Origin of the sequence: Paenarthrobacter sp. PAE-2 (assembly GCF_026013155.1) — a bacterium.
In the GTDB taxonomy this organism is placed as follows: domain Bacteria; phylum Actinomycetota; class Actinomycetes; order Actinomycetales; family Micrococcaceae; genus Arthrobacter; species Arthrobacter ureafaciens.
Window position 1 is genome coordinate 12844 of record NZ_JAPDNV010000036.1, and the last position, 26952, is coordinate 39795.

26 protein-coding genes and 1 pseudogene are annotated in these 26952 nt (G+C 60.4%); 8 read left to right on the forward strand and 19 right to left on the reverse strand.

Annotation, left to right across the window (positions count from 1 at the left end; translation table 11 throughout):
* Nucleotides 1-8: 8 nt before the first annotated feature.
* The 10 genes from OCL88_RS17140 to OCL88_RS17185 are packed head-to-tail and all read right to left on the reverse strand — an operon-like array spanning nucleotide 9 to nucleotide 11025.
* Nucleotides 9-1778 carry a type IV secretory system conjugative DNA transfer family protein gene (locus tag OCL88_RS17140; protein ID WP_021472047.1) on the reverse strand — a complete coding sequence of 590 codons (1770 nt, stop codon included), beginning with the start codon at nucleotides 1776-1778 and terminating at the stop codon, nucleotides 9-11.
* Nucleotides 1775-3370 carry an ATP/GTP-binding protein gene (locus OCL88_RS17145; RefSeq protein WP_413775466.1) on the reverse strand — a complete coding sequence of 532 codons (1596 nt, stop codon included), beginning with the start codon at nucleotides 3368-3370 and terminating at the stop codon, nucleotides 1775-1777. Before OCL88_RS17145 ends, OCL88_RS17140 begins: the two co-directional genes overlap by 4 nt.
* Nucleotides 3370-4878: an SCO6880 family protein gene (locus OCL88_RS17150; RefSeq protein ID WP_021472049.1), complete on the reverse strand. Its 1509-nt coding sequence runs from the start codon at nucleotides 4876-4878 to the stop codon at nucleotides 3370-3372. Before OCL88_RS17150 ends, OCL88_RS17145 begins: the two co-directional genes overlap by 1 nt.
* Nucleotides 4865-6163 carry a hypothetical protein gene (locus OCL88_RS17155; protein WP_021472050.1) on the reverse strand — a complete coding sequence of 433 codons (1299 nt, stop codon included), beginning with the start codon at nucleotides 6161-6163 and terminating at the stop codon, nucleotides 4865-4867. The genes OCL88_RS17150 and OCL88_RS17155 overlap by 14 nt, the downstream gene beginning before the upstream one ends.
* Before the next feature lies 1 nt (nucleotide 6164).
* Nucleotides 6165-6917, reverse strand: a complete 753-nt coding sequence (locus OCL88_RS17160) for a hypothetical protein (RefSeq protein ID WP_264963292.1) — start codon at nucleotides 6915-6917, stop codon at nucleotides 6165-6167.
* A 29-nt stretch (nucleotides 6918-6946) separates the two neighbouring features.
* Nucleotides 6947-7216, reverse strand: coding sequence for a hypothetical protein (locus OCL88_RS17165; RefSeq protein ID WP_264963293.1), 270 nt, complete (start codon nucleotides 7214-7216; stop codon nucleotides 6947-6949).
* 11 nt (nucleotides 7217-7227) lie between these two features.
* Nucleotides 7228-7836: a DUF6668 family protein gene (locus OCL88_RS17170; RefSeq protein WP_264963294.1), complete on the reverse strand. Its 609-nt coding sequence runs from the start codon at nucleotides 7834-7836 to the stop codon at nucleotides 7228-7230.
* Between the two features lie 32 nt (nucleotides 7837-7868).
* Entirely contained in the window at nucleotides 7869-9392 is a 1524-nt protein-coding gene (locus tag OCL88_RS17175) for a chromosome partitioning protein ParA (RefSeq protein WP_264963295.1), read from the reverse strand.
* Nucleotides 9393-9436: 44 nt separating this feature from the next.
* Nucleotides 9437-9949: a hypothetical protein gene (locus tag OCL88_RS17180; protein WP_264963296.1), complete on the reverse strand. Its 513-nt coding sequence runs from the start codon at nucleotides 9947-9949 to the stop codon at nucleotides 9437-9439.
* Nucleotides 9946-11025 (reverse strand): CHAP domain-containing protein, encoded by a 1080-nt coding sequence (locus OCL88_RS17185; RefSeq protein WP_264963297.1) that lies wholly within the window; start codon nucleotides 11023-11025, stop codon nucleotides 9946-9948. Before OCL88_RS17185 ends, OCL88_RS17180 begins: the two co-directional genes overlap by 4 nt.
* 391 nt (nucleotides 11026-11416) lie before the next feature.
* On the opposite strand from OCL88_RS17185, the gene OCL88_RS17190 reads away from it, so the two are divergent.
* Both OCL88_RS17190 and OCL88_RS17195 read left to right on the forward strand, forming a co-directional pair.
* Nucleotides 11417-11752: an ArsR/SmtB family transcription factor gene (locus OCL88_RS17190; RefSeq protein WP_021472057.1), complete on the forward strand. Its 336-nt coding sequence runs from the start codon at nucleotides 11417-11419 to the stop codon at nucleotides 11750-11752.
* A 189-nt stretch (nucleotides 11753-11941) separates the two neighbouring features.
* On the forward strand, nucleotides 11942-13126 hold the full coding sequence (locus OCL88_RS17195; RefSeq protein ID WP_021472058.1) for an alpha/beta hydrolase family protein: 1185 nt from the start codon (nucleotides 11942-11944) through the stop codon (nucleotides 13124-13126).
* Here the strand turns inward: OCL88_RS17195 and OCL88_RS17200 are convergent.
* From OCL88_RS17200 to OCL88_RS17210, 3 genes are read right to left on the reverse strand one after another with little or no spacing between them, the layout of a single operon-like run.
* Nucleotides 13089-14003 (reverse strand): hypothetical protein, encoded by a 915-nt coding sequence (locus tag OCL88_RS17200; protein WP_021472059.1) that lies wholly within the window; start codon nucleotides 14001-14003, stop codon nucleotides 13089-13091. The two genes, OCL88_RS17195 and OCL88_RS17200, sit on opposite strands and share 38 nt — an antisense overlap.
* A gap of 4 nt (nucleotides 14004-14007) precedes the next feature.
* The gene (locus OCL88_RS17205) at nucleotides 14008-14454 is read right to left on the reverse strand and encodes a hypothetical protein (protein WP_021472060.1); all 447 of its coding nucleotides are present in this window, start codon (nucleotides 14452-14454) and stop codon (nucleotides 14008-14010) included.
* Nucleotides 14451-14900 (reverse strand): hypothetical protein, encoded by a 450-nt coding sequence (locus tag OCL88_RS17210; RefSeq protein WP_021472061.1) that lies wholly within the window; start codon nucleotides 14898-14900, stop codon nucleotides 14451-14453. Before OCL88_RS17210 ends, OCL88_RS17205 begins: the two co-directional genes overlap by 4 nt.
* 1345 nt (nucleotides 14901-16245) lie before the next feature.
* Here OCL88_RS17210 and OCL88_RS17215 point away from each other — a divergent pair.
* The 4 genes from OCL88_RS17215 (at nucleotide 16246) to OCL88_RS17230 (ending at nucleotide 22070) form a co-directional block, all read left to right on the forward strand.
* Nucleotides 16246-17697 carry a hypothetical protein gene (locus tag OCL88_RS17215; RefSeq protein WP_264963298.1) on the forward strand — a complete coding sequence of 484 codons (1452 nt, stop codon included), beginning with the start codon at nucleotides 16246-16248 and terminating at the stop codon, nucleotides 17695-17697.
* 1303 nt (nucleotides 17698-19000) lie between these two features.
* Nucleotides 19001-19771 carry a ParA family protein gene (locus tag OCL88_RS17220; protein WP_264963299.1) on the forward strand — a complete coding sequence of 257 codons (771 nt, stop codon included), beginning with the start codon at nucleotides 19001-19003 and terminating at the stop codon, nucleotides 19769-19771.
* A gap of 1 nt (nucleotide 19772) precedes the next feature.
* Nucleotides 19773-20123: a hypothetical protein gene (locus tag OCL88_RS17225; protein WP_031216437.1), complete on the forward strand. Its 351-nt coding sequence runs from the start codon at nucleotides 19773-19775 to the stop codon at nucleotides 20121-20123.
* A 1035-nt stretch (nucleotides 20124-21158) separates the two neighbouring features.
* Nucleotides 21159-22070, forward strand: coding sequence for a hypothetical protein (locus tag OCL88_RS17230; RefSeq protein ID WP_021472066.1), 912 nt, complete (start codon nucleotides 21159-21161; stop codon nucleotides 22068-22070).
* 68 nt (nucleotides 22071-22138) lie between these two features.
* Here the strand turns inward: OCL88_RS17230 and OCL88_RS17235 are convergent, their stop codons facing one another.
* From OCL88_RS17235 to OCL88_RS17250, 4 genes are all read right to left on the reverse strand, one after another.
* Nucleotides 22139-22279: a hypothetical protein gene (locus OCL88_RS17235; protein ID WP_192551667.1), complete on the reverse strand. Its 141-nt coding sequence runs from the start codon at nucleotides 22277-22279 to the stop codon at nucleotides 22139-22141.
* A 15-nt stretch (nucleotides 22280-22294) separates the two neighbouring features.
* Complete coding sequence (locus OCL88_RS17240) at nucleotides 22295-22561, reverse strand: hypothetical protein (RefSeq protein ID WP_225740127.1); 267 nt, start codon at nucleotides 22559-22561, stop codon at nucleotides 22295-22297.
* 130 nt (nucleotides 22562-22691) lie between these two features.
* Nucleotides 22692-22997, reverse strand: a complete 306-nt coding sequence (locus tag OCL88_RS17245; protein ID WP_021472068.1) for a hypothetical protein — start codon at nucleotides 22995-22997, stop codon at nucleotides 22692-22694.
* Nucleotides 22978-23316, reverse strand: coding sequence for a hypothetical protein (locus OCL88_RS17250; RefSeq protein ID WP_413775467.1), 339 nt, complete (start codon nucleotides 23314-23316; stop codon nucleotides 22978-22980). Before OCL88_RS17250 ends, OCL88_RS17245 begins: the two co-directional genes overlap by 20 nt.
* 161 nt (nucleotides 23317-23477) lie before the next feature.
* Here OCL88_RS17250 and OCL88_RS17255 point away from each other — a divergent pair, with 161 nt between their 5' ends.
* On the forward strand, nucleotides 23478-24329 hold the full coding sequence (locus tag OCL88_RS17255) for a hypothetical protein (protein WP_264963300.1): 852 nt from the start codon (nucleotides 23478-23480) through the stop codon (nucleotides 24327-24329).
* A gap of 67 nt (nucleotides 24330-24396) precedes the next feature.
* Nucleotides 24397-24702: pseudogene (gene ssb / locus OCL88_RS17260) on the forward strand (single-stranded DNA-binding protein); the annotation flags it as partial.
* An 81-nt stretch (nucleotides 24703-24783) separates the two neighbouring features.
* Here the strand turns inward: ssb and OCL88_RS17265 are convergent.
* Nucleotides 24784-25476, reverse strand: a complete 693-nt coding sequence (locus OCL88_RS17265; protein ID WP_021472071.1) for a hypothetical protein — start codon at nucleotides 25474-25476, stop codon at nucleotides 24784-24786.
* 317 nt (nucleotides 25477-25793) lie between these two features.
* Nucleotides 25794-26627, reverse strand: a complete 834-nt coding sequence (locus OCL88_RS17270) for a hypothetical protein (RefSeq protein WP_264963301.1) — start codon at nucleotides 26625-26627, stop codon at nucleotides 25794-25796.
* Nucleotides 26628-26952 lie beyond the last annotated feature (325 nt).

Consider the following 26952-nt stretch of genomic DNA (forward strand, 5'->3'; position numbering starts at 1 on the left):
GGTCCTTCCTACCTTGTAACCCAGGGATTAGCCACCGGCTCAGCCGGAACGGCAACGGCCGGGTCTTCGGGGCGCGGGCTGTACTTCGTGATGGAGGACTCCACGGCGTTCTTGTGGGGTCCGGTGTACCAGGGCATGGTCCGCACCAAGGTGGCGGGTGCTCCGGAGGCGAGGACGACGGCGCGGCCGCGGTCGAGCTCGGCGAGGTTGGAGATGTCGAAGATGCGTTCCTTGCCTTCCTGGCGGGAGCGGCTGGACCCGGATTTCCCGGCGGAGGTGGAGACGTTGATGTAGCTGTAGTCCCCGATCAGGTCCGAGAGCGCGCGAAGGAAGCCTTCTTCGGCGACGCCGCCGCCGTAGACCTTCACGTTCGCCGCTGACCAGATTTTCCGCATGTTCGCCTCGCCCCACAACTCGACACCTTGGGACCAAGACTGCAGGACGCCCATGACGATCAGGCCTTTGGAGCCGTAGTGGCTGAACTGGTCCGGCAACCCGGCCCACCGGACGACGTTGGCCAGCTCATCGAGCGCGAACAGACCAGGTTGGGGAAGCCGGCCGCCGGAGCGTTCGGCTCGTTCTTCCATGGCCTCAGCGATCGCCACGGTCAGGGCTGTGGTGAGCGGCGCGGCGGAGCCGGCGCCTTCCTTGGAGAGGATGTAGATCGTTTCCTGCGACGTGGCGAAGGCGTGGGGGTTGAACTGGCGGCGGGTGTCGGTGTCCACTGTCGCTCCCCCTGTCGGGGCGACCCACCGGAGCGTGTTGCGGCTCTTGAGGCATTGGATCATCTTCTCTGCCGTGCCGAAGATCCCATCGCGCTGCTTGTCAGCCAGTTCAAGCGTGGATTCCAAGCCCTTGTACTGCAACTCGTAGTCGTGCTCTTTGAGGATGTTGATGGGTTCCCGGTTCACCTGCTCGGTCACCCACAGATACACCTGTGTGATGGGCAGTTCCCCGAGCGCGGCCGCGAGGAAGTACGAGGAGAGGACGTCCTCAGCTTTGGGATCAAAGTAGGCATCGGGCTTGGACCCGGGCACACGGGACCCGGCTGAGAAGTGCTGGGTGAGTTTGTACGCTTTCTCCTCGTCGGTGACGTAGGAGAGCGGGTTCCACCACCAAGTGGGTTCTTCCTGGGCGATCTTCTGCGGATCGAACACCCACACCGGGGCGACCAGCTCCCGTACGCCACGGGTGCCGTCCACGACGTCGCGCTTGTTCGAGGTCGACACCACCGCACCGGGTGCGTCCAAGATGGCCGGTATGACCCGGGAGGTTGATTTACCGGTCCGCGGCCCCCAGATGTCCAGGGACAGGTCCTCCCAGGACTGGATGAACTTCTGCCCCGTTGAGACGACTTTGCCGACCACGATGCCCGGAGTGTCCGTGACGCCCAGGCGCTCGGCCGTGGCCTTGGCTCCCTTCTCCGAGAACGCGTGCAGTGCTTTCCCGCGGCCAAGGTACCGGGCTGCCTTATCGACACGGGCGCGCTTGGACGCACCACTCCGCCAGGCAACAAGCACGACAGTGCCCAAGGCCAGCACCACACCGGCCATCAGGCAGACAACGACCGTGGCCCCGGTCGGCCACGGCACCCGGCCCTTGATCAGGCCGGCGATCAGATCAACAGGGTGCGCCGGTGGTGCCTGAAGGCCTGCCATCGCCGAACCCAGGTGCAGTGCCGCGTAGCTGCTGCCGCCGCCGACGACGATGAAACCGATGGCGAGCCAGACCAGCAGGGCGTCACCAACCCCGATTCCTTTGCGGTTTGGTGCGCTCACTGGGTGCCTCCTTCACTGGGCGGAACCGGGGCTGCCGGTTCAAGCAGGGTCTTCGATGTGGTGCTCCACTTGGCATTTGTGTCGTTGATGCCTTCGGGGCCTTTCTCCAAGGACGTGAGCCCAACCTGGACGGGGATCCCGGGACGGCCGCCGACCTTGATCAGGAACTTTCCCCGGCCCGGGGGTTCGACGTCGACACCGCGGGAGTCCCACGCGGGCGGGTCCTGCCAGCCGATGAGCTTCTGCTGCTCCTGACGGGACAGCGGAATGGCTGAGGTCAGTTGGGGCATTTCCGAGGCCGGGAGTCCGCCGCAGATGACCATGCCGGAGCGTTCGACGAAGCCGCGGGCTTTCATCCGGTCCTCTTCGGCCGGCAGGGCCAGCAGGTCGGACATGGTGTGGGAGATCATGATCTGCCCGACACCGACGGAACGGTTCAACCGGGTCAAAGCGTCGACCCGGTCGACCATGCCCTTCCCGGCGCGCAGGGCCCGCCACAGCTCGTCCAGGATGACGAAGTAGTTCCGGCGCGGTTCCAGGCCGGCGTCGGCGAGGGCGTTGGCGACGTTGACCGTGCCGAAACCGTAGGACCAACACGCCAGCAGGACGGCGGCCTGCAGGTCAGTTTCGGTCTCATCAATGCTGGAGACGTCAAAGACCACGGCCCGGTCGCGGACCATCGGCTCGCTGGTCTGGCGGGAGAAGATTTCTCCCAGTTTCCCGCCACCGGTCAAACCGAGCAGGGTGGCCTCCAACGCACGGGTCTCGCGCTGGTAGATGGTCATGTCTCCCCGGTCGAGGGCGACCTGCCGCAGCTCATCAGGTGCTGACACGATCACGTCCAGCAGGTCTTTCAACACCGGAACCCCGTCGAAGCGGTCATCGAGGACCCGCAATGCCCGGTCCAGGATCGTCTGTTCCTGGTCGGTGGGCGGGCTGTTCCGGCTGATCGTGATCAGCGAAACCACCATGGTCAGGCGGCGGCCGTGCGCATCGGCACGGACCCGTGCCGCGTCCTCAGGATGGCCGTTCTCTTCCAAAAGTTGCGCGGCCTCGACAGCCTGGCCGGGGTCAAGGATGTTCAGGTACCCGACGCCTCGGCCAAGCCGGATGACCTGCCCGCCGAGCGCCCGGACGGCTTTGACATGCTCGCCTTTGAGGTCACCGAGGATCAAGGGGTGCACCCCTTGGGCGGAGAGCCCGATGAACATGCGCCGGACGACCGTGGACTTTCCCAAACCGGGTTTGCCCAAGATGAACGCTGAGGGGTTGGAGATCAGCCGGGCGCGCTGGAACCAACTGATCGGGTCGCAGCAGACCGTGGCCTGGGTTTCCTCATGCCGTCCCAGCGGGACACCGATCATGGGCGAGGACGCACCGGAGGAGAACGGCCACAACCCGCACACCTGCACGGTTGTTCCCCGGTACTCCTTCACGGACGGGACGAGCCGGGCCATGCCCCCGCCACGCCCGGACCAGCCACGGGCACCAGGACCGGCCTCACGCGACTGCTTCCCCGTCTTCTTCGGCCCACCCTCGACTGGAGCAGCAGCATATTTTCTAGGCTGGGAGAAGAGTTTCATGCCGGCCATTACAGGGCATCCTTAATCTCGGACGGGACCATGCTGTGCTGGGGCAGCACCAGCCCCAGGGGCAGGGACGCGGCGAACGCGGTGTCCTGGGCCCCGTAGGCGCGGCGCAGCAGCACCCGGGCGGTGCCGGAAGTCTGCTCGACAGCCGCAACGGCGTCCGGCAGGCGTTCGGTGTCGGTCACGGTGGCCGTGACGACCAGGCCGAAGTTCACCAACCCGGCACCTTGGGCTTCTTCCTGCGCGGTCTGCGCCGCTGACCGGGCGTCCACCAGGGCGCGGGCGGAGGGGCGGTTTCCGGAGGTGATGCGGACGTTGGCGTTGTTCTGGTCCCGCTCGACCACTGCCGCGGCCCGGGCCGAGCCCATCGGACGATACAGCAACGACACGCGTTTGCGGTCAATGTCCCCGTGCGGGGCCATCAACCGGGACAAGACCGAGGAGTTCACCGATCCACGCGGGGCACCGGTCATGGTCCAGGACACCGAGAACGCCGAATCGTGCCGGTAGTCATCCCAGCTCGCCTGCGTCGCTGTAGGGCCGACCTCACCCCACGTCAAGGACACCGTGGAACCGGCGGCGTGGGCTTCATCAATGATCAGTGCCGCCGGCGGGTCGTAAGCGATCCTCACGACCTCGCAGAGCTCCTGGGCGGACATCGGACGGGCAATACCGGCCCCGGTGGACTGCAACCGTGCGGACAGCCCCGGCATCCGCGAGGCCAGGTCACGGGCAACATCCTCCGGGGTCCGCTTCTTGGCCCCGGACCGGACGGCGGCGTTGAACGTCAACGACACCCAGGCCCGGACCGTGGCAGATCCTTCCGGGTAGGTGTCCACAACCTCGTGCAGCATCTCCTTGGCGAAGGCGGGTGCGTCCGGGTCGATGGTCATCAGCACTTCGTTCCGGAGCCGGTACCCCGAATCGGGTGCGGTTTCCACGGTCACGGCCGCGGCGTCCAGCCCGGCCTCATCGGCCAAGGAGGCGAGCCAGCCGCCCCAGTTCGCGACCCACGCATCAACCTGCTCGGGGTCAACCAAGGATGCCCCGTCAGGTTCGGTGGAGAAGATCACAGTGAAATGACTTGTCGTGGGCACGTGCAGCACAGCGAAGGGGCGCTTGTAGGAGTCAGTGAATTCGTACAGGGTCGACTTCGCAGCCAACCCCGGGAGTTGGTACATGCCCCACCCGGTGACACCGAGCGGGCCGGAACGGTACAGATTCGTCCCGGAGGACCGGGAGACCTTGAAGGCCATCCGGGAGCCGAACCGGTCGACAATGGACTGGCCATGCTTGTCCTTGACTGTCAGGAGCAGGGCGCTGACACCGGCAAAGGCAAGAACGCCCAGGCCGACGAACAGGCCCCACAGAGCGAAGCTCACAATTCCCGCCAACAACCCGGCAAACACGATAGCCGTACCGAGCGCGCCGAGGTTGGCCAGCCCGGCCGAGCGCGGGACACGCCAGTTGCCGTAGGACGGTTCCTTGTACTCGGTGCTAATTGCTGCCACTGGGGCCCTCCCCTACTGAATCCTGCGCTATTTGTTCAATGGCCTGCGACGTCCTGGACGCCACCTTTGCTCCAGTAGCGACGGCCACGCCCGCCGGGCCGGCTGCCACTGCTCCCCCGCCGGCTGCGGTTGCCCCTGCATCAGTTCCGGCTCTCGCTCCAGCGGCCCCAGCCTTTGCAGCTGCTGTCGTGCCGGCGGTTCCGCCTGGACCCGTTGGGCCAGGCACGGGCTGTCCTCCCCCGCCTCGCGGGCCCGGGTTTCCATCGCTGCCCTTGGGCGAACTACCGGGGTGCGTGCTTTGGGTGTTGGCAGTGTTTGTTGACGAGGAAGGGATGGGGGAAGCGTTGCCCCTGCCGTTCCCACCCCGGCCAAGGGAAACGGCGCCGGTGGCGATCGCTCCGACAGCTGCTCCTGCTGCCGCACCACTGCCTGAGGCGACGGCACCGACCATCGGAGTGACAAACCGCATGAGAGCAGGAAGAGCGAACAAAGCCACGACCATCAACGTGAAACCCGTGATCGAACCGATCAACGCGTCCTTTACCCCACTGTTGCCCATCAGGAGGAACGCCACCGAGTACACGATGGCGGCGGCTGGTTTGTAGAGGATAAAAGCGATGGTCCAACCCACAGCTTTCTGAAACCACTGCCTTCCCATCTCAGTGTTCGTAAACGCGGCAGTGGTCGGCAGAATCCCGGCCAGAATCACCAACATGCCACTGCGAACCACCATGAGAACTATCTGGACAAGGGATGCCAGCAGGCCGATGAGACCCAAAACGATCAGGATGAACACCCCAACACCGGTCTGGTTCGCCATCACCAGCAGCTGCATGGACTCTGCGAAGCCCCTGCCGTCCGTTGATCGCTGGATGATCTCGGCAGCAAAAGCATCCGCCGCGATCACAAGAATCGAGATCACACCCAAGCCCAGGCCAGAGACCAAAGTCAGGGTGACAAGGGAACGCAGAAGATCTTTGAGCGGTGCGCCCCGCTGCTCCCAAATGAGCCGAATGCCGCCGAGAATGACGGCCAGAACTGCCAGCGCCAACGTCCACGGCATCAACTCGCTGTTGACGATGGAAACAACAGGGCTCGCCGTCGAGCCGTCTTGACTGGTCAGGTTCACCGTTGGAGTCGAAACCCAGAAAGTAGACAGAGTCGTCACCATCTGGCTCATGCCCTCCATGATGGCTTTAGCCAAATTGCCGATGGCGTCATCGAGCATCCCGGAAACCGCATTGCCGCCCTGGCAGATGACGTCCAAGGGTACGCACTCAGCCATTTCAGACCCCGGCCCATGCAATATAGCCGCTCATGTCGCTGAGCGGGGCAACATCGTTTATGAGCTGACCGGAATCGGCGACCTTTACTTTCCAGTCCCCATCTAGCCATTGGAGAGGAAGCACTGCGTGAAACTGTTTTCCGCCGGAGGTTTGGAAAGCAAGGTCGATGTTGGCTTCGTTAGGCGTGTACGACTTGAGCAGGAACCCCCGGACCTGAACAGTGTCATTGGAACCTGTAGAGGGATCCAACGTCATAGCTTGCTGCTTGGCGGCCTTACGTCCGGCACCAGGGGCCATGAGTCTGTCGGCCAGCTTGATATTCATCTGCTGTGATTTGGACGAGCCGAGAGCCACAAGGTTGACGGCAGAGTACAGGGCGCCGGTTGGCGATTGAGCAAAGCAGGATCTGAATCCCGTATCGTCCGTCAGCCCCGGCCCGAATGTTCTTGGATTAGTGGGGGCTGCCATTTTGCCCACTAGTTCCCATTTGGTCACGGGTGCTTTCCCCAGGGCTGTGTCCGTTGAACCAGGGAGCCCGCAGACGCTTTTCCCTGCTGCAGCATGCGCGCTAGGGGTGGCTGCGGCCGCGTTGGAGGAGTCCGCGGCTGCTGGTTGGGCGTTTTCCTGTCCTTTGGGGAGCAGGAAGATCACGACGGCTGCTGCGGTCAGCGCAACCACCAGCGCAGCAGCAATGATGAAACCGGGTTTGGTGAAGGGATTGGCCTCGGTGGTGCTCTCTGTTGACTGGCTCAAAATTTTGACCTCCCGTTGTTGGTGCCGGCTTAGACGAAGGCACGGACGATACCGGCAGCGCCGGTGATGATGATGCAGCCGAGCAGGACCCAGCCGAGCTTGGCAATCGACTGCGCGCCTTCGCCGCGCTGGAGCTGGATGACCATGCCGATGCCGACGATGATCACGCCGAGGACACCCAGGACGAGCCCGATACCGGAGGCCCAGTTCAGGACAGTGAGTATCCCGCCTGCTTGCGGGGGAACGACCGGGGTCGGGTTGGGAATGGTGCTGGTGGCGATGGCAGTAATGGAGTTCATGGTCAGGCCTTTCAGTGGTTGGTGCTGGGGTTGGTGTGGGCAACCAGTGCCGTTACGTCGGTGATGAAGCGTTGGTATTCGCGGGCGGATGGAAGCGTTGTGGCGTTGCCGTGCCGCCATGCCTCGACCCAGGGAAGGGTCCAGAGGCGCGGCGCTCCCCCGCCGACGATCGCCGTGAAGTCGCGCAGTGCTTTGGGTGTTTTTCCGGGGGCGTCCGCGAGGACGGCCAGGCCGATGAGGTCAACGGCGGGTGTGGCCCCGGATGCCCATTGGGTCAGGGCGCTTTGTGCTGTGGTGAGGCCGCGCATGTCGGCGCGGCAGACCAGAAGTACACGGGCCTTGCTGCCGTTCTGCAGGACGGGCCAGCAATGCCCGGTTGCGCGTGCCCCGTCCAGCAAGTGAGCGATGCTGCTTTCGCCTGCTCCCCCATGGCTACCGACAACCCACAGGGCTGCATCGCCCGTCATGGCCCGGCTTGCCAAACGGTCTGCGGTGTCAGGGGCGACCATGCCTTTGAGCGGGGCGCTGATCACGGCCGCCGGCGGGACGTGCACGTCAGCTACTCCCTCCTCGGTACTCTCGGCCGGGGTGGTGACCCAGGGGTTCAGGGACAGTTGCATGGTTCCTCCTTTCTTAAGACGTAAGTGATGGGTTAGAAGCCCCTGGCGACGGCAGCGGCTGCGGCCAGCCACGCCCGCCGGGTTGCCGGCTGGAGGGCTTCGTAGCGGATGGGGCCGTTGACCAGGGCCGGATCGTAGGGGATCCGGACAACGGCCCGGACGAACGGTTCGAAGCCGTCTGCGATGCGCTGGGCTTCTGCCTTGGCCCGCTTGAGGGCATCGCCGGTCATGCTGCGCTTGGCGTCGGTGGACTCGGAGACGATCACGACGGCGTTGCGCGCCAGTTCTGCGTCGTGGCCACCACGGGATTCGAGGGTCTGCAGGGTCAACCTCGCGGCTTCGGCCCGGTCCTCGATGGCCGTGACCGGGACGACGAGCTGGTTGGTGTGCTCGATCATCCGACGCCAGTTCGCAGCCCGTGCGGTGTTGCCGGAGTCCATGACCACCAGCCGGTAATAGCGAGTCAGTACCTGGTGGGCGATGTCGACCTCCTCAGCCGTGACTTCGTGGTCGCCCTCGTCGTTCTCATCCGAACGCAGCACATCGAACTTGTCAGCCGTCTGGTGATGCACGAACTTAGCGATTTCGGCTGCGTTCGTGGACGGCGAGAGCAATTCGGTGGAGGAATCAATCAAGTCCAGCACGCTGCGGTTATGGGCGCCCTTTTCGGTGCGCCAACCCAGGGTGCCTTGGGATTCGTTGTTGTCCCACGCGACGGTGGCCGCTCCGCTGTAGCGGGCAAGGATGGCCGAGAGCATCACGACGGTGGGTGTCTTGTTGGCCCCGCCCTTGCGGTTGACGACGGCGATGGTCCGCGGTCCGGGCCAGTGCTGGCTCACGGTGCGGATATCTTCGCGTTCGGACAGCTCCTCCTGTGAGGGGTCCATGCGGAACCCGAGGCGGGTGAGTGTCCCGCGCCAGCCCTGGGTGGCCGGCTCCAGTACCGGGGCGCTGACCAGGAAGGAGGTTTCCTTCAAGCTGCGCCGCGTTGCCGGTGCCTCCGACCCGGTCACAGCTGCCTGCGGTCCCTCTGCACCGATGATCCGCTGCGTGGTTGAGCTGCCAGGTCCAGAGCTGACCTGGATCTCTGTCGCTACTTCGGCTCCTACGGGAGTGGGCGGCCAAGGCTGTCGCTCCACTGCGGCCGCCCTCGCTTCGACGTTGGCCGACTGAGCAGGAGTGGCTATCGGCTCAGGAGCCGCCACAGGGACGGTTTCAATGACAGCCGGGGCTGCGGTCTCGGGCGTGGTTGCCAGGGCCTGTGCACGGCGGCGGGCAGGGCGCGGTTCGTAGGAGACGGATTCGATCTTGTTGTCCGGGTGCACGATCAGTTCGCCGTGTCCTTCGGGGTCCTCGATCTGGACCCGGACCGGGCGCTGCAGCGTCTGCGCTTCGCCCACAACGACGGCGAGGGCGCTGTTGCGGAGGTCCTGCAGGGTCTCCCCGTCGGGGACGAAGCGGGAGTTACCGGCGACGACGACTTCGGCGGTTCCGTTGTCGCGGACGATGGCCCTGATGTTGGGAAAGGCCAGGACCTCAGTTGATGCAGTACTCATGAACTTCTTCCTTTAGGTGTCTGTGAAGTGAGGATGATCGGCGTCTAGGACGCTGGTGGAGTGAGCCGGTTGACCTTCCACGGGGCGTCCTTGCCGGTCCGGAGCAGCTGCACCGTGTAGGTCCCGGCGTTGGTCAGGACCGTGGCGGTGACGCCGTAGCCGTTGGCTTCATCAACGGCCAGCTTCGCCGGGCCGGTGACACGGCTGGCCGGGATGTTGGCCGGGTCCACTGCCGAGTAGTCGGCGGTGGCCCGCGGGGTGAGCCAACGGGCAAGATCATTGGCCCACTGCTGGTCCCCCACCGAAGGGCGGGCGAAGTCGGCCATGGCCTTCTGTGCGAGGTCCACGGCCTGATCCTTGCTGGCCTGATCCCAAGCAATGCCAATCGTGGGAGGAACGGTCCCGCCCGGTGCTTGCGGACCACTCTCCGCACTAAGGGAGACCCGAAAGGAAGGGGTGGCCGTTGACTCCCTTGGTGCCGGTGTGGTGTTCGACGCCGGTGCGCATCCGACACACAGCAGAGCCACCGCTGCGATGAGTCCCAAGGGCTTTTTCACTTCTTCTCCTCGTAATTGGGCAGGTACAGGAACGCGGAGGGAACACTGCTTTTCACGGTCCGGGTGTAGTAGTTGTGGTCATCCGGGGGCGGGTTGCCGTTGTAGCCCTCTTCGACGTAGGTCCCGTCATCACTGACTTCCTTGACCACGGCCACGTGCCCGAACGTCGGGTCCGATCCGCCCACACCGGGCGCGTACCAGACCACAGCCCCGACCCGGGGTGTCTTCCCGGAGGGCCAGCCCTTGGCGTCCCAGCCGGCCTTCCACGTCACAGCGGAGCCAAGGCCCTGCCCGTCCGGGCGGAAGTTGCCGTTGAGGAACTTGAAGGGGGCGCGGGTGGACCCCATCTGCTGGTTTACCCGCCACAGGGCGAAGTCAACGCATTCGCGGTAGAACATGCCCAAAGGCGACGCCGCGGCAGATCCTGCCCCGACCTGCCTCCAGGTCGGAGAATTCTTCCACGGGTAGTCATCCCCCGCGCCGGATTCCCCCGGCATCCCGCAGCCGCCGCCTTCAACAGAAAACTTCCCGTCCGAGAGGGCCTGGACGATCCTGACCGCTTCGGGCCAGTACTTCTGGTAGTGGTACGGGTCAGCGTTGCGCTGGACCCTGTTTCCGGCAATGCTCGGCTCCAACAGCTCCCAGCCCGGTACTGCCTGCAGCGCTTTGATGAAGTTCGTGGCACTGATGCTCGGGTCCATCCGGTCCTTATAGGAGCCCCACGCGCCGTTGTCGCGCTGCTGAAACAAACCACGCGAATCCGGTCCGGGACCGTCGCCGTAGTCCAGGGCACGCAAGCCCGACTCTCCCAGAGCCACCATGATGCTGATGGTCTGGCCCTTCACCGACAAGTTCCGGGCCTTGCCGGCGCCCATGATGGCGGCTGCGTTCTGCAACTGCTCCGAAGAATAGCCTTCAACCTTGGTGTTGCTCTGGACCGCAACGGCGACTGGGCCGCAGCCAGCGGCAGCGGGTTTGGCTGGAGCCAGCAGAAGAATGAAGGAAAAGATGAACCCGAGGAACAGAGCCGGAACAGCAATAAAGCCGACCAGTACAAAGGGGTTGGGACGGGTCATGCCGGGCTCCCGGCAGATACAACCACCCAAGGAAGAAGGCATTTACGGCTGAAGGAACCATGCACAGGGGGTTCTTCGTGTCGTTTACCCGGGGATGCTCCCATCGAGCACCAATTTTTCATTCCTTGTCCCTCCCCTAGGCACCCTTCAAAGTCGACCGGGCATACCCGGACTCAATCCGATCGAAAACCGAGATTCTTCACCGTCCTAGCTCACTGCTTGCCATGCGACCGTGATGCCGCACCGCCTTTGCACGTGCCGCCACAGCTGTTCCCCGTTCGTCCACGGCATCCTCGGGCCTGCAACTCGACTGTAGCTCAAAGTGTATCAATTAGCGATGCACTTGATTCTGCGACTCCGAGCCTCCGGAACAATCGGGCAAGATAGAGCCATGCCGCGCCTCATCCAGCCCAGCCATCCGCAGGAGGTTGAGGCAGCCATCGAAGTCCTCGGAAACCGGGCTCACGCGGCCATCCTGCGTTACCTGCATCTGAACGGCCCCTGCAGTACCGGCGAGATCCTCAGGGGAATCGTCCTGGAAGGCAGCAAAAAGTTGACGCGGCCTGGCCTTCAGCACCACTTGGAAGCGCTCGAAGCTGCTGGAGCCGTCACGGCCGATTCCCCGGCAGGGCACCGACACGGCAAGCGAGTGAAGTACCAGGCCAATATTGATGCCGTGGAGTTCGGAATGCTTCCCGCCTACGTCAACTACCTTCGCGGCAGATGAACGTCCGCACTGCATAACAAGCTGTCAAAGAGCGATACCTTCTTATTTCTCTAGAGCACGTTACATGCATTGAGTGAACATGTGCAACGCGCGTAGCAGACATGCTCTATGCGGGTGTCGAACAGTAGGCAACGTTAAGATGGCTGGGTTCCGTTACTCGCCTGAGTGGCTTTGGAGGATGAAGACCTGATGCTGACAACCCGCCACGTGCTGGCAGGCTTGGGGCTCTTTTTGCCAGTGGCGGGGATCTCCGGGCTTGCTCTGGTGATGGCCCGCAAGATCGTCAAACGGGGGCCTAAGGATTACCGACAGGCAACGCTACTGGCAGACAGACGCGGAATTCGCATCGACTTGGATGACTACACGAGGGCCCCAGGTGAGTTCGGTGTGTTCGACCCAGCGACGGAGAAGTACGCAAGAGTCGGCGACGTCACCTATATCAATGAGGATCAAAAGTATGTGGAGCGCCGGGTTGCTCCGTGGGACGTTGCGGAGGGACAGCTGGGGCCTATTGTCGATTGGACCCCGGATGTGTTTTTTCAACCCTCCGCGGTCAGGGGAGGTTATAAGGAGGTGAACGTCCCCACTTCCTACGGCGATGCACCTGCATGGCTATTTGAAGCCGATGACTCGGACGTGTGGGTGATTCATATCCATGGCAGCTGGACTGATCGTTCGATCATGCTTCGAGATGTCCACGCCTTCAGCCCGTTGGGCTTCACTTCCCTGGTTCCCACATTTCGCAGCGACCCGGACGTCAGCCCACCCCAGACGGACGTGAGTCACTTGGGGCAAACGGAGTGGCATGATGTGGACAGCGCTGTGTCATACGCCGTCGCGCGTGGGGCTAAGCGCATTATTCTCTCCGGTTGGTCAATGGGTGGGACCATTGCCCTGCTGACAGCGGAGCGAAGCCCCCACCGGGACCGGATTGTTGGGCTTGTCCTAGTAGGGCCCGTCACGAGCTGGCGTAAAGCCATCACGGCCGGCGCGGCGCGGGCAGGAGTGCCAGCCATTGGTGCCGGTCTGGCGATGGGCCTGTTACAGGTCTCTGTATTCACCAAAATGTTAGGGCTGCAGGAACCGATCGATTTCGACGCCCTTGACTGGGTGGACGCACCCAACAGGGTGAACGTTCCGACTCTGGTCCTTCACTCCGCCGCGGACCAAGAAGTCCCATGGGAGATGTCAGCCGCGTTCCACCGTGCAAACCCAGACACTGTCACGCTGGTCTCACTGCCTGAGGCCCATCACACACAGGAGTGGAATGCCTCCCCTCCTACGTTCACCAGGGAGCTTACGCGTTGGGTCCGCCGGACCATCTTAGTGAACGGAGCTAGGCCCGGGCATCCAGCTTGGCCTCAATCCGACTGATCCTTCCTTGAATTGATTCCGGAAAGTCCTTGGAGTGCAGTCGCTCGTAGTTGTGCAGCACGATGAGGCTTTTATAGACCCCGTTCTCCAAGGTCTCGTTGAACAGATCCCAAGCCGGGCGGGCCGGTGACCGGTCTGCATTGACCCGCATCCTCAAGACGGTTAGCCAGAGAGTATCGATCATCCAAAGGCGCAGCCTCGGGAGCTGCCTGGACACGAAAAGAATCAGCCATCCTGCCGCCGTCACGGAAAGGCCTATATAGAACAAGCGGTCAAACCAGGATCCGATCTCCCGGGCAACAGCGGCCCACGGTGAGAAGCGGAAGAGCACCACATAGGTAATGTGACACGACACCGCAACCGCCACCACCAGGAGGCCCACTGAGAACGTTGCGTAGAGCCCCTTTGCCTTGTGCCGAAGCATGTAGATGATTCTGAGCACGGTGAACAGCAGCGCGAGCATATACGTGCCGCTGTACAGCGCAGTGGCCAGCTGATTCATGTGGGTAGTAATGAAATCCGCAGCTGTCGGAGCTTTGTCTTCAATCATGGCGAAGCTGATGATCATCACAGGAATGCTCAGCAGGGGCGCGTAATAGGTCCATCTGAAAATGGGTACGTTCGCCAGCCGGCGCACGCTGTCATTGAAGAAGAAGATCGCCAGCAGCGCGAAGATGGCTTGGAGGAGGTTAGTGACGTTGACGCCACCGAGGTAGCTGTCGATGTCCTCCAGCGGTGTCACGGTTCCCAGAACGTACAGCGCCGCGAGACCAAAAATTGATGCCACCCACGACGCCCGTGATTCTGCCACCTTGACCACCGAGGGGATGCGAAGAAGGCACAGGGCGCTGAGCAGCGCAAAGAGCAGCTGTTTCATGGTATCAGAGGAAAGGATCGGGGTCGGAAAAGGTGCGTGAGCGGGTTTTCTTTGACATTTCGAAGGCAAAATCTTCCACCCATCGTTCCACCGGGTGGTTGGGAACGGATCGGCAGGTGACACTGATGGCGTCAGCCGTTTCCCTCAGCATCTCTCCGGAGAGATCCGGCAGTGCTAAGGCAAGCCGGAGGTTCTCCAGGTAGATGTGTCCGAGCTCGTGATAGATGCAGTGAAGTTTATATTGCTGGGATTTCTGGGGCGGGAAATAGACGTTGATGCGATCTTCAAACTCAGCCTTGAATGCCGTCAGCGCTCCCCAATCCTCCTTAAACTCAATCAGGTTGATCGGCTTCTCACAGATCGCTGTCAATCGTTCGAGGACTTCCTGCATCGAGGTCGTGCCGTAACCGCACAACTCCCGAACTTTGTCCTGGACCGGAGGAAGCGTCATTCATCTTCCCCGTTCATTGACGCGTCGATGATCCTGGTGATCGTCCTGAGCGTTTCCGGCGAAGTAGCGCCCAGATTCCTGGCGGCGAAGTTCTTCACCTTGAGCTTGCGCATCTGTACGAGGAACTCCATGCGAGCCTCCACTTCGGGAGGAGTCTCGCTGTTCAGATCAACGAGGTAACTGGCTGGCACAGCGAAAACGAACTCCGCGATGCCCTTCAGGAGCTCCTGGTCGGTGACGAGGCTCCCTGTGCCATTGATCAAGTAGGACCAACGTGTCCGCGACAGATGGATCCCATGGGCCGAAAGCGCTTCTTCCACGTGAGGGTAAGTCAATGCCGTGTTGTTGTCGGACTCCCAGATATCCACCAAAATGCCCATGCGGTCGGCCAGGCGCTCTTTTTTCTGCTGCTGCGTCAGAAAGACGCTGCGGCCCCCATTTGCCATCGTTCTAGCTCCTTCAGCCGAGGTCAGCTGCTTGGTATCACCGCTATACAGAGCTGTGGACAGCCGACATGAGATTTTACCTGATGTGGTTCATAGCGTATAGGCCATGCGTAAGCACTGGGTTGTACATGTGCGGAGCATGTCTGTAGGCTATTGCTCACTTGATTTCTTGGGGGATTCAAGTCAAAGCCTGCAAGACAAACCTGTCCTCTACAGGTTCTCAATGCTGGATTAGGATGATGCACCGCAATGAAGGAACTCAGCACCCTCAACCCCACTGCGAAGAGAGCAGCTAAGTTCGGCGGGTTGCCTTCATGGACAGCCGAAAGCGAAAGTCACGTCGCGTGGATCGCAGCTCCTCGTTGCAGGGCATCACGCCTCCAGGGAGGCGCCATGTCCTGCAGCCTTCGCTGCGATTGGGGCCGGCTAGAAGGCGGTAAAGCGCCCCCTGGTTCGACCACTACCTTGTTGAGGGGATGTGAGCTGTGGAACACTCCGTTGAACAAAGCACGCGACACGCCCGTCGCTATCAAAGGTTTCGATAACAAAAACCGATTAGATAGCACTATGGCACTCCGAAAGCTCGCACAGGGTGGACGCCCGTCTAAGGGCCCACGGCATACATTCAACGTCAAACCGGACATTGGGCGCGCTGAGAAACTGCGCGACATTCTAGAGATTCTTGATTGCAACGCGGTGGACTACCTAACCCCCCTTGTTGCTGCCCACATTGACTCTATCGATCTGGAGAAATTTCGGGCAGAGCACACACAGGAGACTTTGCCTATCGCAAAGGCCGGTTAAAACCTGAAGGCCCGCGATATGCGGGCCTTCATCTAAGTATCTGTTCAGATCCAGTTCTTGGCGGGATCAGATCTGAACTTGTAGAACACCCACCCTGGTGGGTGGATTTTCTGTACCCCTCAAAGAGAGGTTGTTGTTGTCTATGGTACCGGATGCCGTTTTGGCGTCAACGCACCCGAATCCGAGTGTCGCGGCAGAAGTTCTTCCCGAACATGCTTGGGGCCTTGCTCCGCTGATCGCCGGGGCGCCCTCGTACCGTTTGGGGCGTTGGATAGGCCAGAGGTTCCAATATCCTCGACCAGCTAATGCGCCCAAGATCACCCGCAACCTTCCGGGCCGTCCTGCGGCAGTCATGGTCCACGGGGTGGATGGAAGTGTCGCTACGCTGTGCCTCGACTTTGACACCACGAAGGCACTCAAGGGCGTTGTGGACTCTGACGCTGCCCGGGTGGCCAGGTTGTTGTCGGCGTGCGGGGTGTCGTTCGTGGAGGACTTTTCCCCCAGTGGCGGCCGGCACCTCTATGTTCCCTTGAGGGAACGGATGGACTCGGCCACAGCCCGCCAGTTGATTGAGGCGTTGGCGTTGACGGCGACGAGTTTGGACGCCAGCCCACACCAAAACATCAGCGATGGGTGTATCCGTGTACCTGGCTCTGTGCATAAGTACGGCGGGCACCAGACCCTCATCACTCCCCTGTCCCAGGCGTATGACATTTTGCGCCGGCGTAATGCTCCAGCAGCAGTTAGCGAGCTACAGGCTGCGCTCGCCCCGGAACTTGCGCGCATACGTGCCCTCAAAGAACGTGCGGCTAAAAGGCTGGCCGCACAACGGACTGGTAGCCTGACCGCACTGCCGCTGCTGACGGGCAGTGAGGCCCCCCTGCGTCGCGCTGCGCGGACTGGCCTGTATGACACGGCACGGTACAAGAGCCCGTCCGAAGCGCGAATGGCTGTCCTGAGCCACTTCAGCGCCTGCGGCTGGTCATTGCAGCAGATTCAGAACGAACTTGCAGGGCAGTTCCCTGGCCTGGCTGCCCTTTACGGGTCCCCGGACCGGCAGGCACGGCTGCTGCCTTACGAGTGGGTCAAAGCTCAGGAGTTCACCGGTTCAACATCAGGCACTCAAAAACCTCTCTCCCATAATCAAGGGAAAAAGAGTGCCCTTATTAACAACACAAGCCAGACCTTAACCACGGGGGGGCACGGAAATCGCAGCAGCTCAGGGATCAACCAACTTGTGAACGACCTCGAAAATGTCCTCTACGGAGTCCTCGATCACAAACTCCGGGCTCGTGGCCGAGAAGGTCTAAGTCTCCGTCTACTTATCCGCGGTTTGCTGGGCTATATGAGAGCAAAAGAAACTGAGATCCTAGACGTCGGTTGCCGGACTTTGGCGGCTGCCTTGGGCAAGCATCACGTGACAGTTGCGCGGCTGCTGCCTGTCCTGGTTGAAGCCTCTGACGGGATCCTGACGAAGATTGCTGATGCTCGGCACAAAGCAGCTGATGTCTATCTCATCCAGTTGCCGGAACACTACCGACAACTGGCTCGGGAACTGTCCTGGCGGAAGGGCAAAATTCATGCAGTCCGGCCGGTGTTCAGGGCCTTGGGTGATGCAGCTGCCTTGATTTATGAGGCAATCGAGCGTGGCCGGCACTCCCCCACTACCGCAGACCTGGTGCGAAACACCGGCGTCAGCCGCAACACCTGTGCTGCCGCACTTGCCGAAATGGAAAGCCTGGGAATGGTTAGGCGTGAAAACGCTGTGTGGAAGACAACCATGATCAACCTCAGAGTCCTTGCGGACAGACTCGGCGTCCTCGATGACTATCTAGAGCAGATAGGCCGCAACCGTCGTGAGCGCGCCATCTGGCACGCTTATTTGAGCCGTTTCATTGACGGCCGGCTTGAGGAGGCTGATGTCTATGACCAAGAAAGGGAAGGTCATTGGATGCCACCGGACCAAGACTACACGCTGTGGCAGGCGGCCTAGAAGATGCCTAAGAGATTCTGGCCTCTCTTTGCGTAGACATTATTGGTGAGAGGCAGGAAGGGATTTCAATCCATGTTCAATTTACCTGCCAGCCCACCGTTGATGAGCTGCTTGGCGTGTTATACCTGCATCGCGCCCGATGTCGGCCCATGTAAGACCGGCTGCTCGGGCAGCTGCGACCGCACTATCCAGACGTTCAGAAGAGCGCCGAAGACTCCGAGCGGCCATTTCTATGCCCCAAGACAGTACATGCTGGCGCCAGTCATTCATTGCAGTCTGTTCTAGATGGAGCGGAGGGACTGCAGGTGAGCCGATGAGTCCTTTTGCCGAGAGTCGTGTCTCTCGGATCCGGTAGTCAGAGCCGACTCGATTCCAGGTGTCCCCGGACCAGCCACATTCGCACACTGGTTGCCATCCGACTGCAGAATCCTCCGTGACGAGTTCGAATCCGGAGCTGTCGGGGTCCCGCAAATGCCGTCCAGTGACCCCTTCCACACGAATGTGGTTTGGCTCCTGCCGAATCCCCACTCTTCCGTTACGGACCACTACTCCGAGTTGCCCAACGTGATAGCCATCGCCCATGTCCCACTTCACGTAGTCCGACTTTCTGTCAGGGATCCTTGACAAGGATCCAGTGTACGTCTTGAGTGCCGGGGCTACTGTTTCTTTCATGACAGAAATAAATATCTACTCGTTGAACAGTTATGCGGGAAGGCATGCTAGCTTTCCTGCCACGACACGCTCCGCGGCCCGGAAACCGCAACCTCTCTCACTGTGGTTTAGCTGGGCTTACATGGATATTTCTTTCTTGATTGAAATATCAGCTAACGGGTAGCCGACCTATCAATCTTTCTTTCATGACAGAAAGATTGATAGGTCGCGGAAATCTGTAATCTGGCAGATCTCGTAAGGATGCGGGGGTGGACTCCCCCCTCGGATGTCAGAGGAGTTCAGCCCAAGGTGTGGAGGCTGATGTGAACACCCCAGGGGCTCGGGGCGAAATACATAATTCTTTCTTTCATGACAGAAATATGGATTGATTGGCATCGGGCAAGATTGATGAAAGGCACCGGTTTGCCCACAAGATCCAGCCCCAAGGGGTCGGCCCGGGGGTGCGAAAGCCCCGGGCTGGGGCCTAGCGCGTTTCAGGCGACGTACACGACTGGGCGGCTTAATAATATTTCCGTCATGACAGAAATATTGAATGATTGAATGACAGATAGACATACAGAAGGATTGACTGATAGATTGATGTGCCTATTGACGGATAGACGCGTTCTACGAGGCATCAAGGGGTACTGACGTGAAAGTAACGGCGATCGGCAATCGCAAGGGCGGGGTGGGAAAAACATCCGTCACTCTTGGGCTTGCTACGGCCTTGCGGTTGATTGGAAAGAAGGTCTTGGTCATCGATCTTGACCCGCAATCCAACGTCTCCGAAGCCTTGGAGGGCGCGGGAGAGTTCGACATTTTCGACGTGCTCTACGGGGGAGAGGCGGGTACGCTTGGCCAAGCCATCACGAGCACGAGCTGGTCGGGCATTGACGTGATTCCTAGTTCCGAGGCATTGGCGCGTCTTGAGTCTGAAGCGCTTATGACCCCTGAAATGCGCCTGAAGACGGCTGCCTACGGGGCGGAGGAACTTGAAAATTATGACCATGTACTCATTGACCTTCCGCCGGCGCTGGGGCGCCTGACCCTCAACGGTCTGATTTGGGCAGACCGTGTGCTTGCAGTCACCGAGCCGGCCGCCTTTTCCGTCAAGGGTGTCACCGAGTTCCTTGAAACGGTGAAGAAAGTAAAGTCCTTGCCGCACCTCAACCCGGAGTTGGAATTCCTGGGAATCATAATCAACAAGACGAGTTCGCCCTTGACGTCTGAACATGCTTTCCAGATTGGAGAGCTGCAGGAAGCGTATGGATCCGAAGTCAGAGAGCCGCATCTGCCACTTAGGACGGCCATGCAGGACTCAGTCAGCACGAAGGCTCCGCTGACGAAGCTGCCTGGCAGGGGAGCGGCCATCATGACGGAAAAGTTCGTTGCGCATGCACGGTATCTGGATGGGATTAACTGATATGGCACTTGAACGAAAGTCATCAATAAGGAAGGCGCCGTCGGCGGATGTCGTTGATGTACTGACATCGACTGAACCCGCTACCCGGGTGGATCCGCAACCGCCTTCTAATGAAAGGCGTCTCGAGGTACGCACGGCGCAGGACGCTGTTGTTGGGCAGGCCGCACGCCGTCCAGGGCCTGGAAGGCCGCGTGGAAAACGTCGGATGGAGCCATTCTCGTCAAAGATTGAGATTAACCTGCGCGACGAGTTGGACGCCTATCTTGCGGAGAGCGGTGTCACCATCACTGATTTCTTGGATGAAGCATTGAGGGAGAAGCTCGCCGCTATAAATAAGTCTGGACAGAAATAAATATTTTCCCGGCCTATATCCAGTAGCCCGGTGCGAGATTCCGCCTCCGTCTTGTGGTCGCCGCTCCCGTTAGCAGCAGGCTGTTTGCCTTCAGCTTCCGGCTTGGCGGGAGTGTTGCCTTGGCGTCGTTCGATGCATCTGGCACTTCAGTCCGTTCCGATCAGCGGGACCGCTTCTTCTGTGTCTCGGATAAGTAAAGGTTTGTGAGACACCGAACGTGCGCGGCCGCGCATGTTTGCCGGCAGACGCGAGCCGCAGGTCCGGGACCGGCAGGAAGGCCGGACCACGCTACTAGGAGCCTATCCGGGCTTTCGCTTGCCCGGTAAAGACGGGTACTCATTACGCCGCGGCAACACACAAGACCCAGGGAAAGTACGAGCGACGCTGGAATCTCTATAGTGCCGTTGCCCGGACCCTGGAGGCTCTGGCAGTGTTCATGCTCTCGCCGTGCAAACACTTGACTATGTTCAAACGGGCACACGGCAACCTCTTGCGTTGCAAAGAGACTCCAGAAGCGGGAGGCAATTTCGCGGGCATGTCTGTCCACGGTTGCTCTGTTCATAACCGCGTCGTTCCTCCGGCCTCTGACATCTGTGGGGAGGTCCTGCAGCGAAAGGGTAGTAATGAATTACGTCGGTGTAGTTATTGGGCTTGACGTGGGGCGAAGCGCTGTGAGGCGATTTGAGGGCCCGACGGCCGCGGCCAGGTAGTTGCTTTACCCGCCCAGCGGGTAGGCGCTACAAGGGGCCTTAGAAGGCCGCTGAGAGGGTTTCCTGTTGTGGACGCTAAAAAGTGTGTTAGCATGGTAATAGCGCCAGTTTCAGGTCATGCAGAAATGCCCCGCTGGCTTACCTCCAAAGGTGGAGGGGTCCAAGCAGGGCTAGATCGATAATCGTTGCTCAGGCGATAGATCTAGCTTACGCGGACTCGGCTGTTGTGTCCAATCTTCATGCACATAGGCTGCCCGTTTTCCGGTACCTCCGGGGAGCGCAACAGTTCAAACCCCGGTCAGAAAACCGGAGTAAGTAGATCATTTTGACCTTCCTCACAGATATTTACGCCCTTCCCGCTAGCGTGCCTTTTCTGGACGTTGACGTGGACAACGACAACCTTTTGTTCGCAGATGGCAGTGCCATCCGCAACACCACCTGCTCCTACGGGGTGCGGGCCCATGCCCAGCTGACGAGCTTCTTCACGGGCTTGATTCAGCTCCGCCAGAGCCAGTCACTTGCAGACAGGACCCGTGGTCTTTCCATCCTTCAGCGAATGAGGGAACCCGGGGAGACCCGGTTGGGCTACTCCGCTACGGGCACGAACGGCAAGGGATTCGGAAGCGGACTCGGCAAAGTCCTTTGGACCGCTCTCGGCGATCCGCTTTGCCAGCAACAAGCCCTGACCCGGATCGAACACCTTCCGCTGTTCCTGGATGGCGTCGACCGGGACCTCATGTCCGACATGGTTTCGCGGGTGGCCATGGACATCCTGGTTGATTTCACGCAGGACATGATGCGGCAATATCCCGTCCTTGCAACCGCTACCACCACACAGGACGTGATGGTGTGGGATCCCCAGAAATTCGACTGGACCACCAAGAGCTGCCAGCTGCCGTTCGTCGGAGGGAAGCAGCTGGTCCTGATTCCCCGTAGCTGGGTGACATGGCAGCCGCTGATGCACCCCAACCCGTTCTACAATCGCTACACAACTCAGGCGGTTCAGGACGAGCAAACCAGCATCACCCCGGAGGGGAAACTTGATAAGCCATACAAATGGCAGATCAAGGCTGATAACCCGAAGATCAAGCAGTTCAACGCAGAACGAACCCTGAAGGACATGTCCGTGATCAATCATGTACAGAAATACCAGCAGGAAGTAGACCAGGCATATGTTCCGCTTGATGCAGACGAGGCCCGCAGCCGCATCTTGAGGGGTCTGCCGAAGGCCAGCTAAGGCCCGATCCCGCCGGAGGGCTGGGGGCGTCCACCAGAGACCTGCCCAGCCCTCCGCGCAGCCTCCAGTTATCGAGACGTTCGGATGGCGATGGATCTGGACCCTTCGGGGATACCCGCTTCGGCGGCTGCCTTGGCTTCTTCATACGTCTCACCTTCGGCATCGACGTGGCTGAGTTCGCCGTCGCCGGCCTCTACGGTCAAGATCACTTTCGCCCCGATGTCCTAGGCCGCTACGTCGGCACAGACCCGGTCCAAGGCCTCGAGAAGCGGCCCCGGATCCACGCTGTCCTTCAGATCCACCGGGCGCCGGCCTTGCAGGGCGGGGGAGCGGACCATCATCCAGAGAGCGAAGCAATTGTGTGGGATCCGCAGCTGCATCGCCCTTTCGAATACTCTGACCACCACAGGGCTGAGGGACAAAACAGGGCTGAACTGGAAACCAGGGCAGTACGTCTGGTCATCGACGAACACGCGGGTCAGTTGCCTCATCAATGGTTCGGGATCCTCGTGCAGGGCCGCGAGGCGGTCCCGGACCTGTTCCAGAGTGGGGAGCGTGAACTCCTCGCGGATCCGGTCCCAAAGTTGCTCCGGGACGGGGAGTGGTAAAGGTTGGCAGTCACTAGCTGATGGACTCAAGGACCCACCGCGTGGCCGCTGGATCCAGGCGCAGCAAGAAAGTCCGCAATGCCGAGTTGGCCGAGAGCTTGACCTGAATCCTCCAAAATTCAATGTCAACGATGTTCCCGACGCCTACCGGCGCCGTCGTCCGGCGTTCCCACCAGGAGTCCCGTTCGAACCAGTGCACTGGTTCCTCCGTGACCGCCCATAGCCGGCCGTCATGCCTGACGCCCAGGGGCCGCCCGGTCGGGTTGAACCGGACATCGACCTCAACGTTGAGGGTGGTTTCATTGACTGTTGTTGTCACGGGTTACGCGCTCTCCTAAATTCCTGCTCATTGCTTCTCCACGGCGGGTAACCGCCGAGGCCCACACCCATGTCCGGTACGTCAAAGGCCCGTCCTTCCACGTCACTTCGACCGCGCGTTCGGTCCAGGCGAACACTTCACCCTCGACCAGCTCGGCGCAGTTCGGGAACCGCAGCCACGCACGTACCGGGATCCCCGGATACTCGTTGCGGGCAGGGAAATTCTTGAAATCAAGCTCCTCCAGCGTGAGCCCGAACGGCTGCGCACGCTTGGAATACCTCGCGTGCAACGCCTTGGTTTGATCGGGATTCACTACCACATCACTAGAATATATGTTCGAATCGACAAGCGAAGAAAAAACGGCCGGTTGGCCGTTGATTCCATCCTGGGGGAGAGGTACGACAGGATAACCATCGTCCCGGATTGGGTGCGATTACGAGTGCCGGGCGGCTTGCCCGTTTTCGCGAGAGGAACAGGCCGATGAACAAGGAAAACCCGGAGGAAATCGCTGCGAAGAAGATCGTTGAAAGAGTGCTGGGGATCCAGCTTGAACACGCGGATAAAACTGGAGGGGTCGACTATCGCTCCGAGGATCGCAGAGTCGCCCTGGAAGTCACGAGAGTCACCGACGAAGAGAAGAGGGACACCCGCCGCACCTTTGAGAAATCCGCGACGGAGGGCTCTGAAGCGAGTCTGCAGAATTGCTGGACGGTTACCATCTCCGAGGTCCTCAGGCCGGCGAAGGACATTGTGCAGAGGGTTCAGCCCCTGGTCGCTGAGCTGGAGTCGGCCGGGCTGACATCCTTCAACGAGCAGGATGCCATGGAACATGTCGATGACAATGGCGAGTTTTCGCATATCTACAGGGAGCTACTAAAGGCGGGCGTCGCGGAGGCACATTCCCTGGAAGAGCGTCCGGACGGCCCGGAGCATGCTCACTGCGTCCGAATTAGCCCTTGGGGCGGCGGCCCGGTGAGCGGCAGCAACAGCTCTCTCGTAGAACTCATCAACGAGCTCAATAAACCGACCAGAAAAGACAACATAAAAAAGCTGCGCTGTTCGGGCGCTAAGGAGCGCCACTTGTTTGTGTGGTTGGACGACGACACAGCTGGGAGCATTAGCCGCCCGCTCAGCCACGAGGCACCGTCCGGAGCCGATGAATCATGGGGGACCCCTACTGCCAAGCCGCCGCTGGATCCCGCCATTACCCACTTATGGATAATGCACGAACGCTCCGGACATGGCTGGCGATGGGACGGAGAGAGATGGTGGACGCTCTACAAACCACAGGTCGGGTCTGCGCCGAATGAGACCTCTGAAGACTGCTATTAGGTTCGGAGGTGTGGGGGGCACTTCAACTTGGGCGGGGTCCCGTTCGGGCCTCGCACGAAGGTAACCGATCCGGGCCAGCGTATGGCGCGAAGCCGCAGAGAACGTCGCTGAGTCTGACCAAGGGTACCCGTGTCATCGTCAGCGGGAGGCTGAAATCACGCTCCTACGAGACCAAAGAAGGCGAAAAGCACACCGTCACAGAGCTGGAAGTAGACGAAATCGGCGCCAGCCTTCGGTACGCCAACGCAAAGGTCAACCGAACCCAGCGCTCCAACGGAACCGGCCAAGCCGGAGGTGGCTTCGGCAACAGTAACACCGCCGCTACAGCTCCCAGGACGATCCGTGGGCCACCCCGCAAGCCACGAGCGGCGGCAGACACCGAGCCACCCTTCTAAACCCTTATGGTGTCGGGGCCAGCCGCTACGCTGGCCCCGGACAGAGGTGGGTTCAGCGGCTATGGTGTCAAGCTGTTTATCCAGTCAAAACCGGACTCGACCGCCTTTGTGGTCACCGTTGTGGCGGCTGTTCTCGCCAACTCGACGGCAACTTTCAGGTAGGCGCTTCCTTTCTCCTTTGTCTCTGCTGTGGCCGCCGTGGTTGTGAGCGCACCAATCAATTGCATAGAGGACGATCTTGCAGCTGCGGTGCCGTCGGTGGCCAGGTTGTCAATTGTGTAGCGGACTTCTTGGATCAGCTGGAGTAGGTATCGCCTTGTAGAGTCAGACAGGGAGCCATCATTGCGGATCAAATCTTCAGCATGAAGGAGCGTCTCAAAAATGTTGGCTTGGACATCTCCGAACTCAGGCTCCCACTTCACCACGTCGAGCATTGAAGCGAGAGAGTGCAGTATGTCCAGTGCTGCTTCATCTACCAGAGGCTCACTAGACGCGGTCGTCCAGCCCGTGCTCAGGCCGAAGATTCCCTTATACCAAGCGGGAATCTTCTTTCTGTACACGGAAACATCTGTTCCGGAATCCTCCAGCGCGCTCAATGCCGCCTGGATGTCGCTAAGCCAATCAAGTGCACGCCGATGCTCCGCCCAAAAATTGGGTGAGTCAGGATCGCCGCCTCGGGCGTTCAGAGCGCTTTGATTCGGTGGTATTTCCCAGTTGCCAAAGAGCGCCAGAAGACTACGTGCACTGTTCATGTTTCCCCATCTTCAAGTTAGTTCTGATTCAGACTATAGATGTAGCGCACGGAATCGGTCATTACTGTGTACGGGGGAAGGGGTGGGGCAGCTGGCGCCTACGCTAAGTGCGAGTCTGTCTAGAAAACCTCCTGCCAAAGCACCGCTGCGGCGAGAGCATTGAGGCCTGCGATGAACAGGTCGCCTGCAGACACGCGCCCGATCAACAGATCGGTAACGACCAGCGCGAGCGACCCAACTGCGGCGAGGCTGAACACCACAGCCAACAACCGCAGCCACCTGCGCCCGCGATGACCACGGTCTCCGCAGCCGAACAACTATGGCCCGGTCTCACGAGTCATAAGTTCAAGGCGCGCGTTCGGATCCTTTGCGGTGCGGTACTCGGACGCTGATCCGCAGATGTTGCTTAAGCTGATGTTTTCGACGGGAGTTCCAAGAGCTGGAGCTTCCCAATCATCTTTAACTCCTGACGCCTTCGTGAATTTGTGTGTCAGCTTTTCGCTGTACGCCACGACGCGGCTGTTGACGACCTCTCCATATCGATCGATGGCGGTATCAGCGTCGATTGCACTCATACCCTCCTTGGCTAAAGAGGTTTGCTGCTCATTTACAAATGCACCCCAGTCCAAGCAGAGGGCCTGAAGGGGAGGAGTCGTCCCAGTAACGGTCGCGAGGTTGGAGGCCTTTAGGCTCTGGGTGGAGTAGTAGATCCCCACATATCCGATCAACATCGATAGCAGAAAGGCCGCAATGCTCAGCCGGAGATTGTACTTTTGGTGTTTCCGTTGCTCCTGCTCTCGCTCTTCACGGTCCCTTTTTTCCTGGTTGCTCTCCTGGGGTAGGCGGCTCGGCTGAGCTGTCGTTCTGCTCTGCGAGAGGACAGCGGTCAATAGAGGCACAAGGTCTTGTGAGGTCGAGATTGAGGTTGAACGCTGAACGACAGCGGCAGCGTGACCGTCGTCAAGGACCACCCACTCTGACATGGGGCGGAAGCCCATGGATCGCGTAACTTGGTTTAGTTGTTCAGGACTAAAAGTGTCGGCTTCCGGTTTGTATTTGGTCGATCGCCAAACTGACCCGTGTTGGACTTTTAATGTCCCTCGGTTTCCAACTCCCTTGCCCTGCAGGGCAAGTGCCAAAAAAGCCTCCATGCAATGACCCCTCTCGAAGAGAGCTTAATCGTAGAGGGCCAAGTTCTCGCTTCCTGCGGACAATGGCTCTACATGGCCGTGTTGGGGAACGGAGGTGACTTTCCTTCCTTGTCTAACCTTCTGTTCTGGGGCTCATCTCAGCGGGTTAGGTTTTCTATGCACGGAATGGTTCGTATTCGTGCACGCGCCGAACGCTCGATGCCGGGAGCCCTGGCTCTGCGTCACTGTCATTTTCCGTACTCGCGTGCACGGCAAGCAGCCCGTTTCCGCGGTTGTGCAGGCGGGTGTTGAGCACTGGTTTTTCCGTACTCCTCTGCACTAGGGT

Excerpts from the sequence above, each read along its gene's own strand:
- OCL88_RS17225 (WP_031216437.1), top strand. The coding sequence starts at position 19,773 with ATGGCACTTGAACGAAAGTCATCAATAAGGAAGGCGCCGTCGGCGGAT.
- OCL88_RS17170 (WP_264963294.1), bottom strand. The coding sequence starts at position 7,836 with ATGCAACTGTCCCTGAACCCCTGGGTCACCACCCCGGCCGAGAGTACC.
- OCL88_RS17205 (WP_021472060.1), bottom strand. The coding sequence starts at position 14,454 with ATGACGCTTCCTCCGGTCCAGGACAAAGTTCGGGAGTTGTGCGGTTAC.
- OCL88_RS17255 (WP_264963300.1), top strand. The coding sequence starts at position 23,478 with ATGAACAAGGAAAACCCGGAGGAAATCGCTGCGAAGAAGATCGTTGAA.
- OCL88_RS17175 (WP_264963295.1), bottom strand. The coding sequence starts at position 9,392 with ATGAGTACTGCATCAACTGAGGTCCTGGCCTTTCCCAACATCAGGGCC.
- OCL88_RS17270 (WP_264963301.1), bottom strand. The coding sequence starts at position 26,627 with ATGGAGGCTTTTTTGGCACTTGCCCTGCAGGGCAAGGGAGTTGGAAAC.
- OCL88_RS17240 (WP_225740127.1), bottom strand. The coding sequence starts at position 22,561 with ATGAGGCAACTGACCCGCGTGTTCGTCGATGACCAGACGTACTGCCCT.
- OCL88_RS17210 (WP_021472061.1), bottom strand. The coding sequence starts at position 14,900 with ATGGCAAATGGGGGCCGCAGCGTCTTTCTGACGCAGCAGCAGAAAAAA.
- OCL88_RS17155 (WP_021472050.1), bottom strand. The coding sequence starts at position 6,163 with ATGGCTGAGTGCGTACCCTTGGACGTCATCTGCCAGGGCGGCAATGCG.
- OCL88_RS17190 (WP_021472057.1), top strand. The coding sequence starts at position 11,417 with ATGCCGCGCCTCATCCAGCCCAGCCATCCGCAGGAGGTTGAGGCAGCC.
- OCL88_RS17185 (WP_264963297.1), bottom strand. The coding sequence starts at position 11,025 with ATGACCCGTCCCAACCCCTTTGTACTGGTCGGCTTTATTGCTGTTCCG.
- OCL88_RS17195 (WP_021472058.1), top strand. The coding sequence starts at position 11,942 with ATGCTGACAACCCGCCACGTGCTGGCAGGCTTGGGGCTCTTTTTGCCA.
- OCL88_RS17200 (WP_021472059.1), bottom strand. The coding sequence starts at position 14,003 with ATGAAACAGCTGCTCTTTGCGCTGCTCAGCGCCCTGTGCCTTCTTCGC.
- OCL88_RS17265 (WP_021472071.1), bottom strand. The coding sequence starts at position 25,476 with ATGAACAGTGCACGTAGTCTTCTGGCGCTCTTTGGCAACTGGGAAATA.
- OCL88_RS17145 (WP_413775466.1), bottom strand. The coding sequence starts at position 3,370 with ATGGCCGGCATGAAACTCTTCTCCCAGCCTAGAAAATATGCTGCTGCT.
- OCL88_RS17215 (WP_264963298.1), top strand. The coding sequence starts at position 16,246 with ATGGACTCGGCCACAGCCCGCCAGTTGATTGAGGCGTTGGCGTTGACG.
- OCL88_RS17165 (WP_264963293.1), bottom strand. The coding sequence starts at position 7,216 with ATGAACTCCATTACTGCCATCGCCACCAGCACCATTCCCAACCCGACC.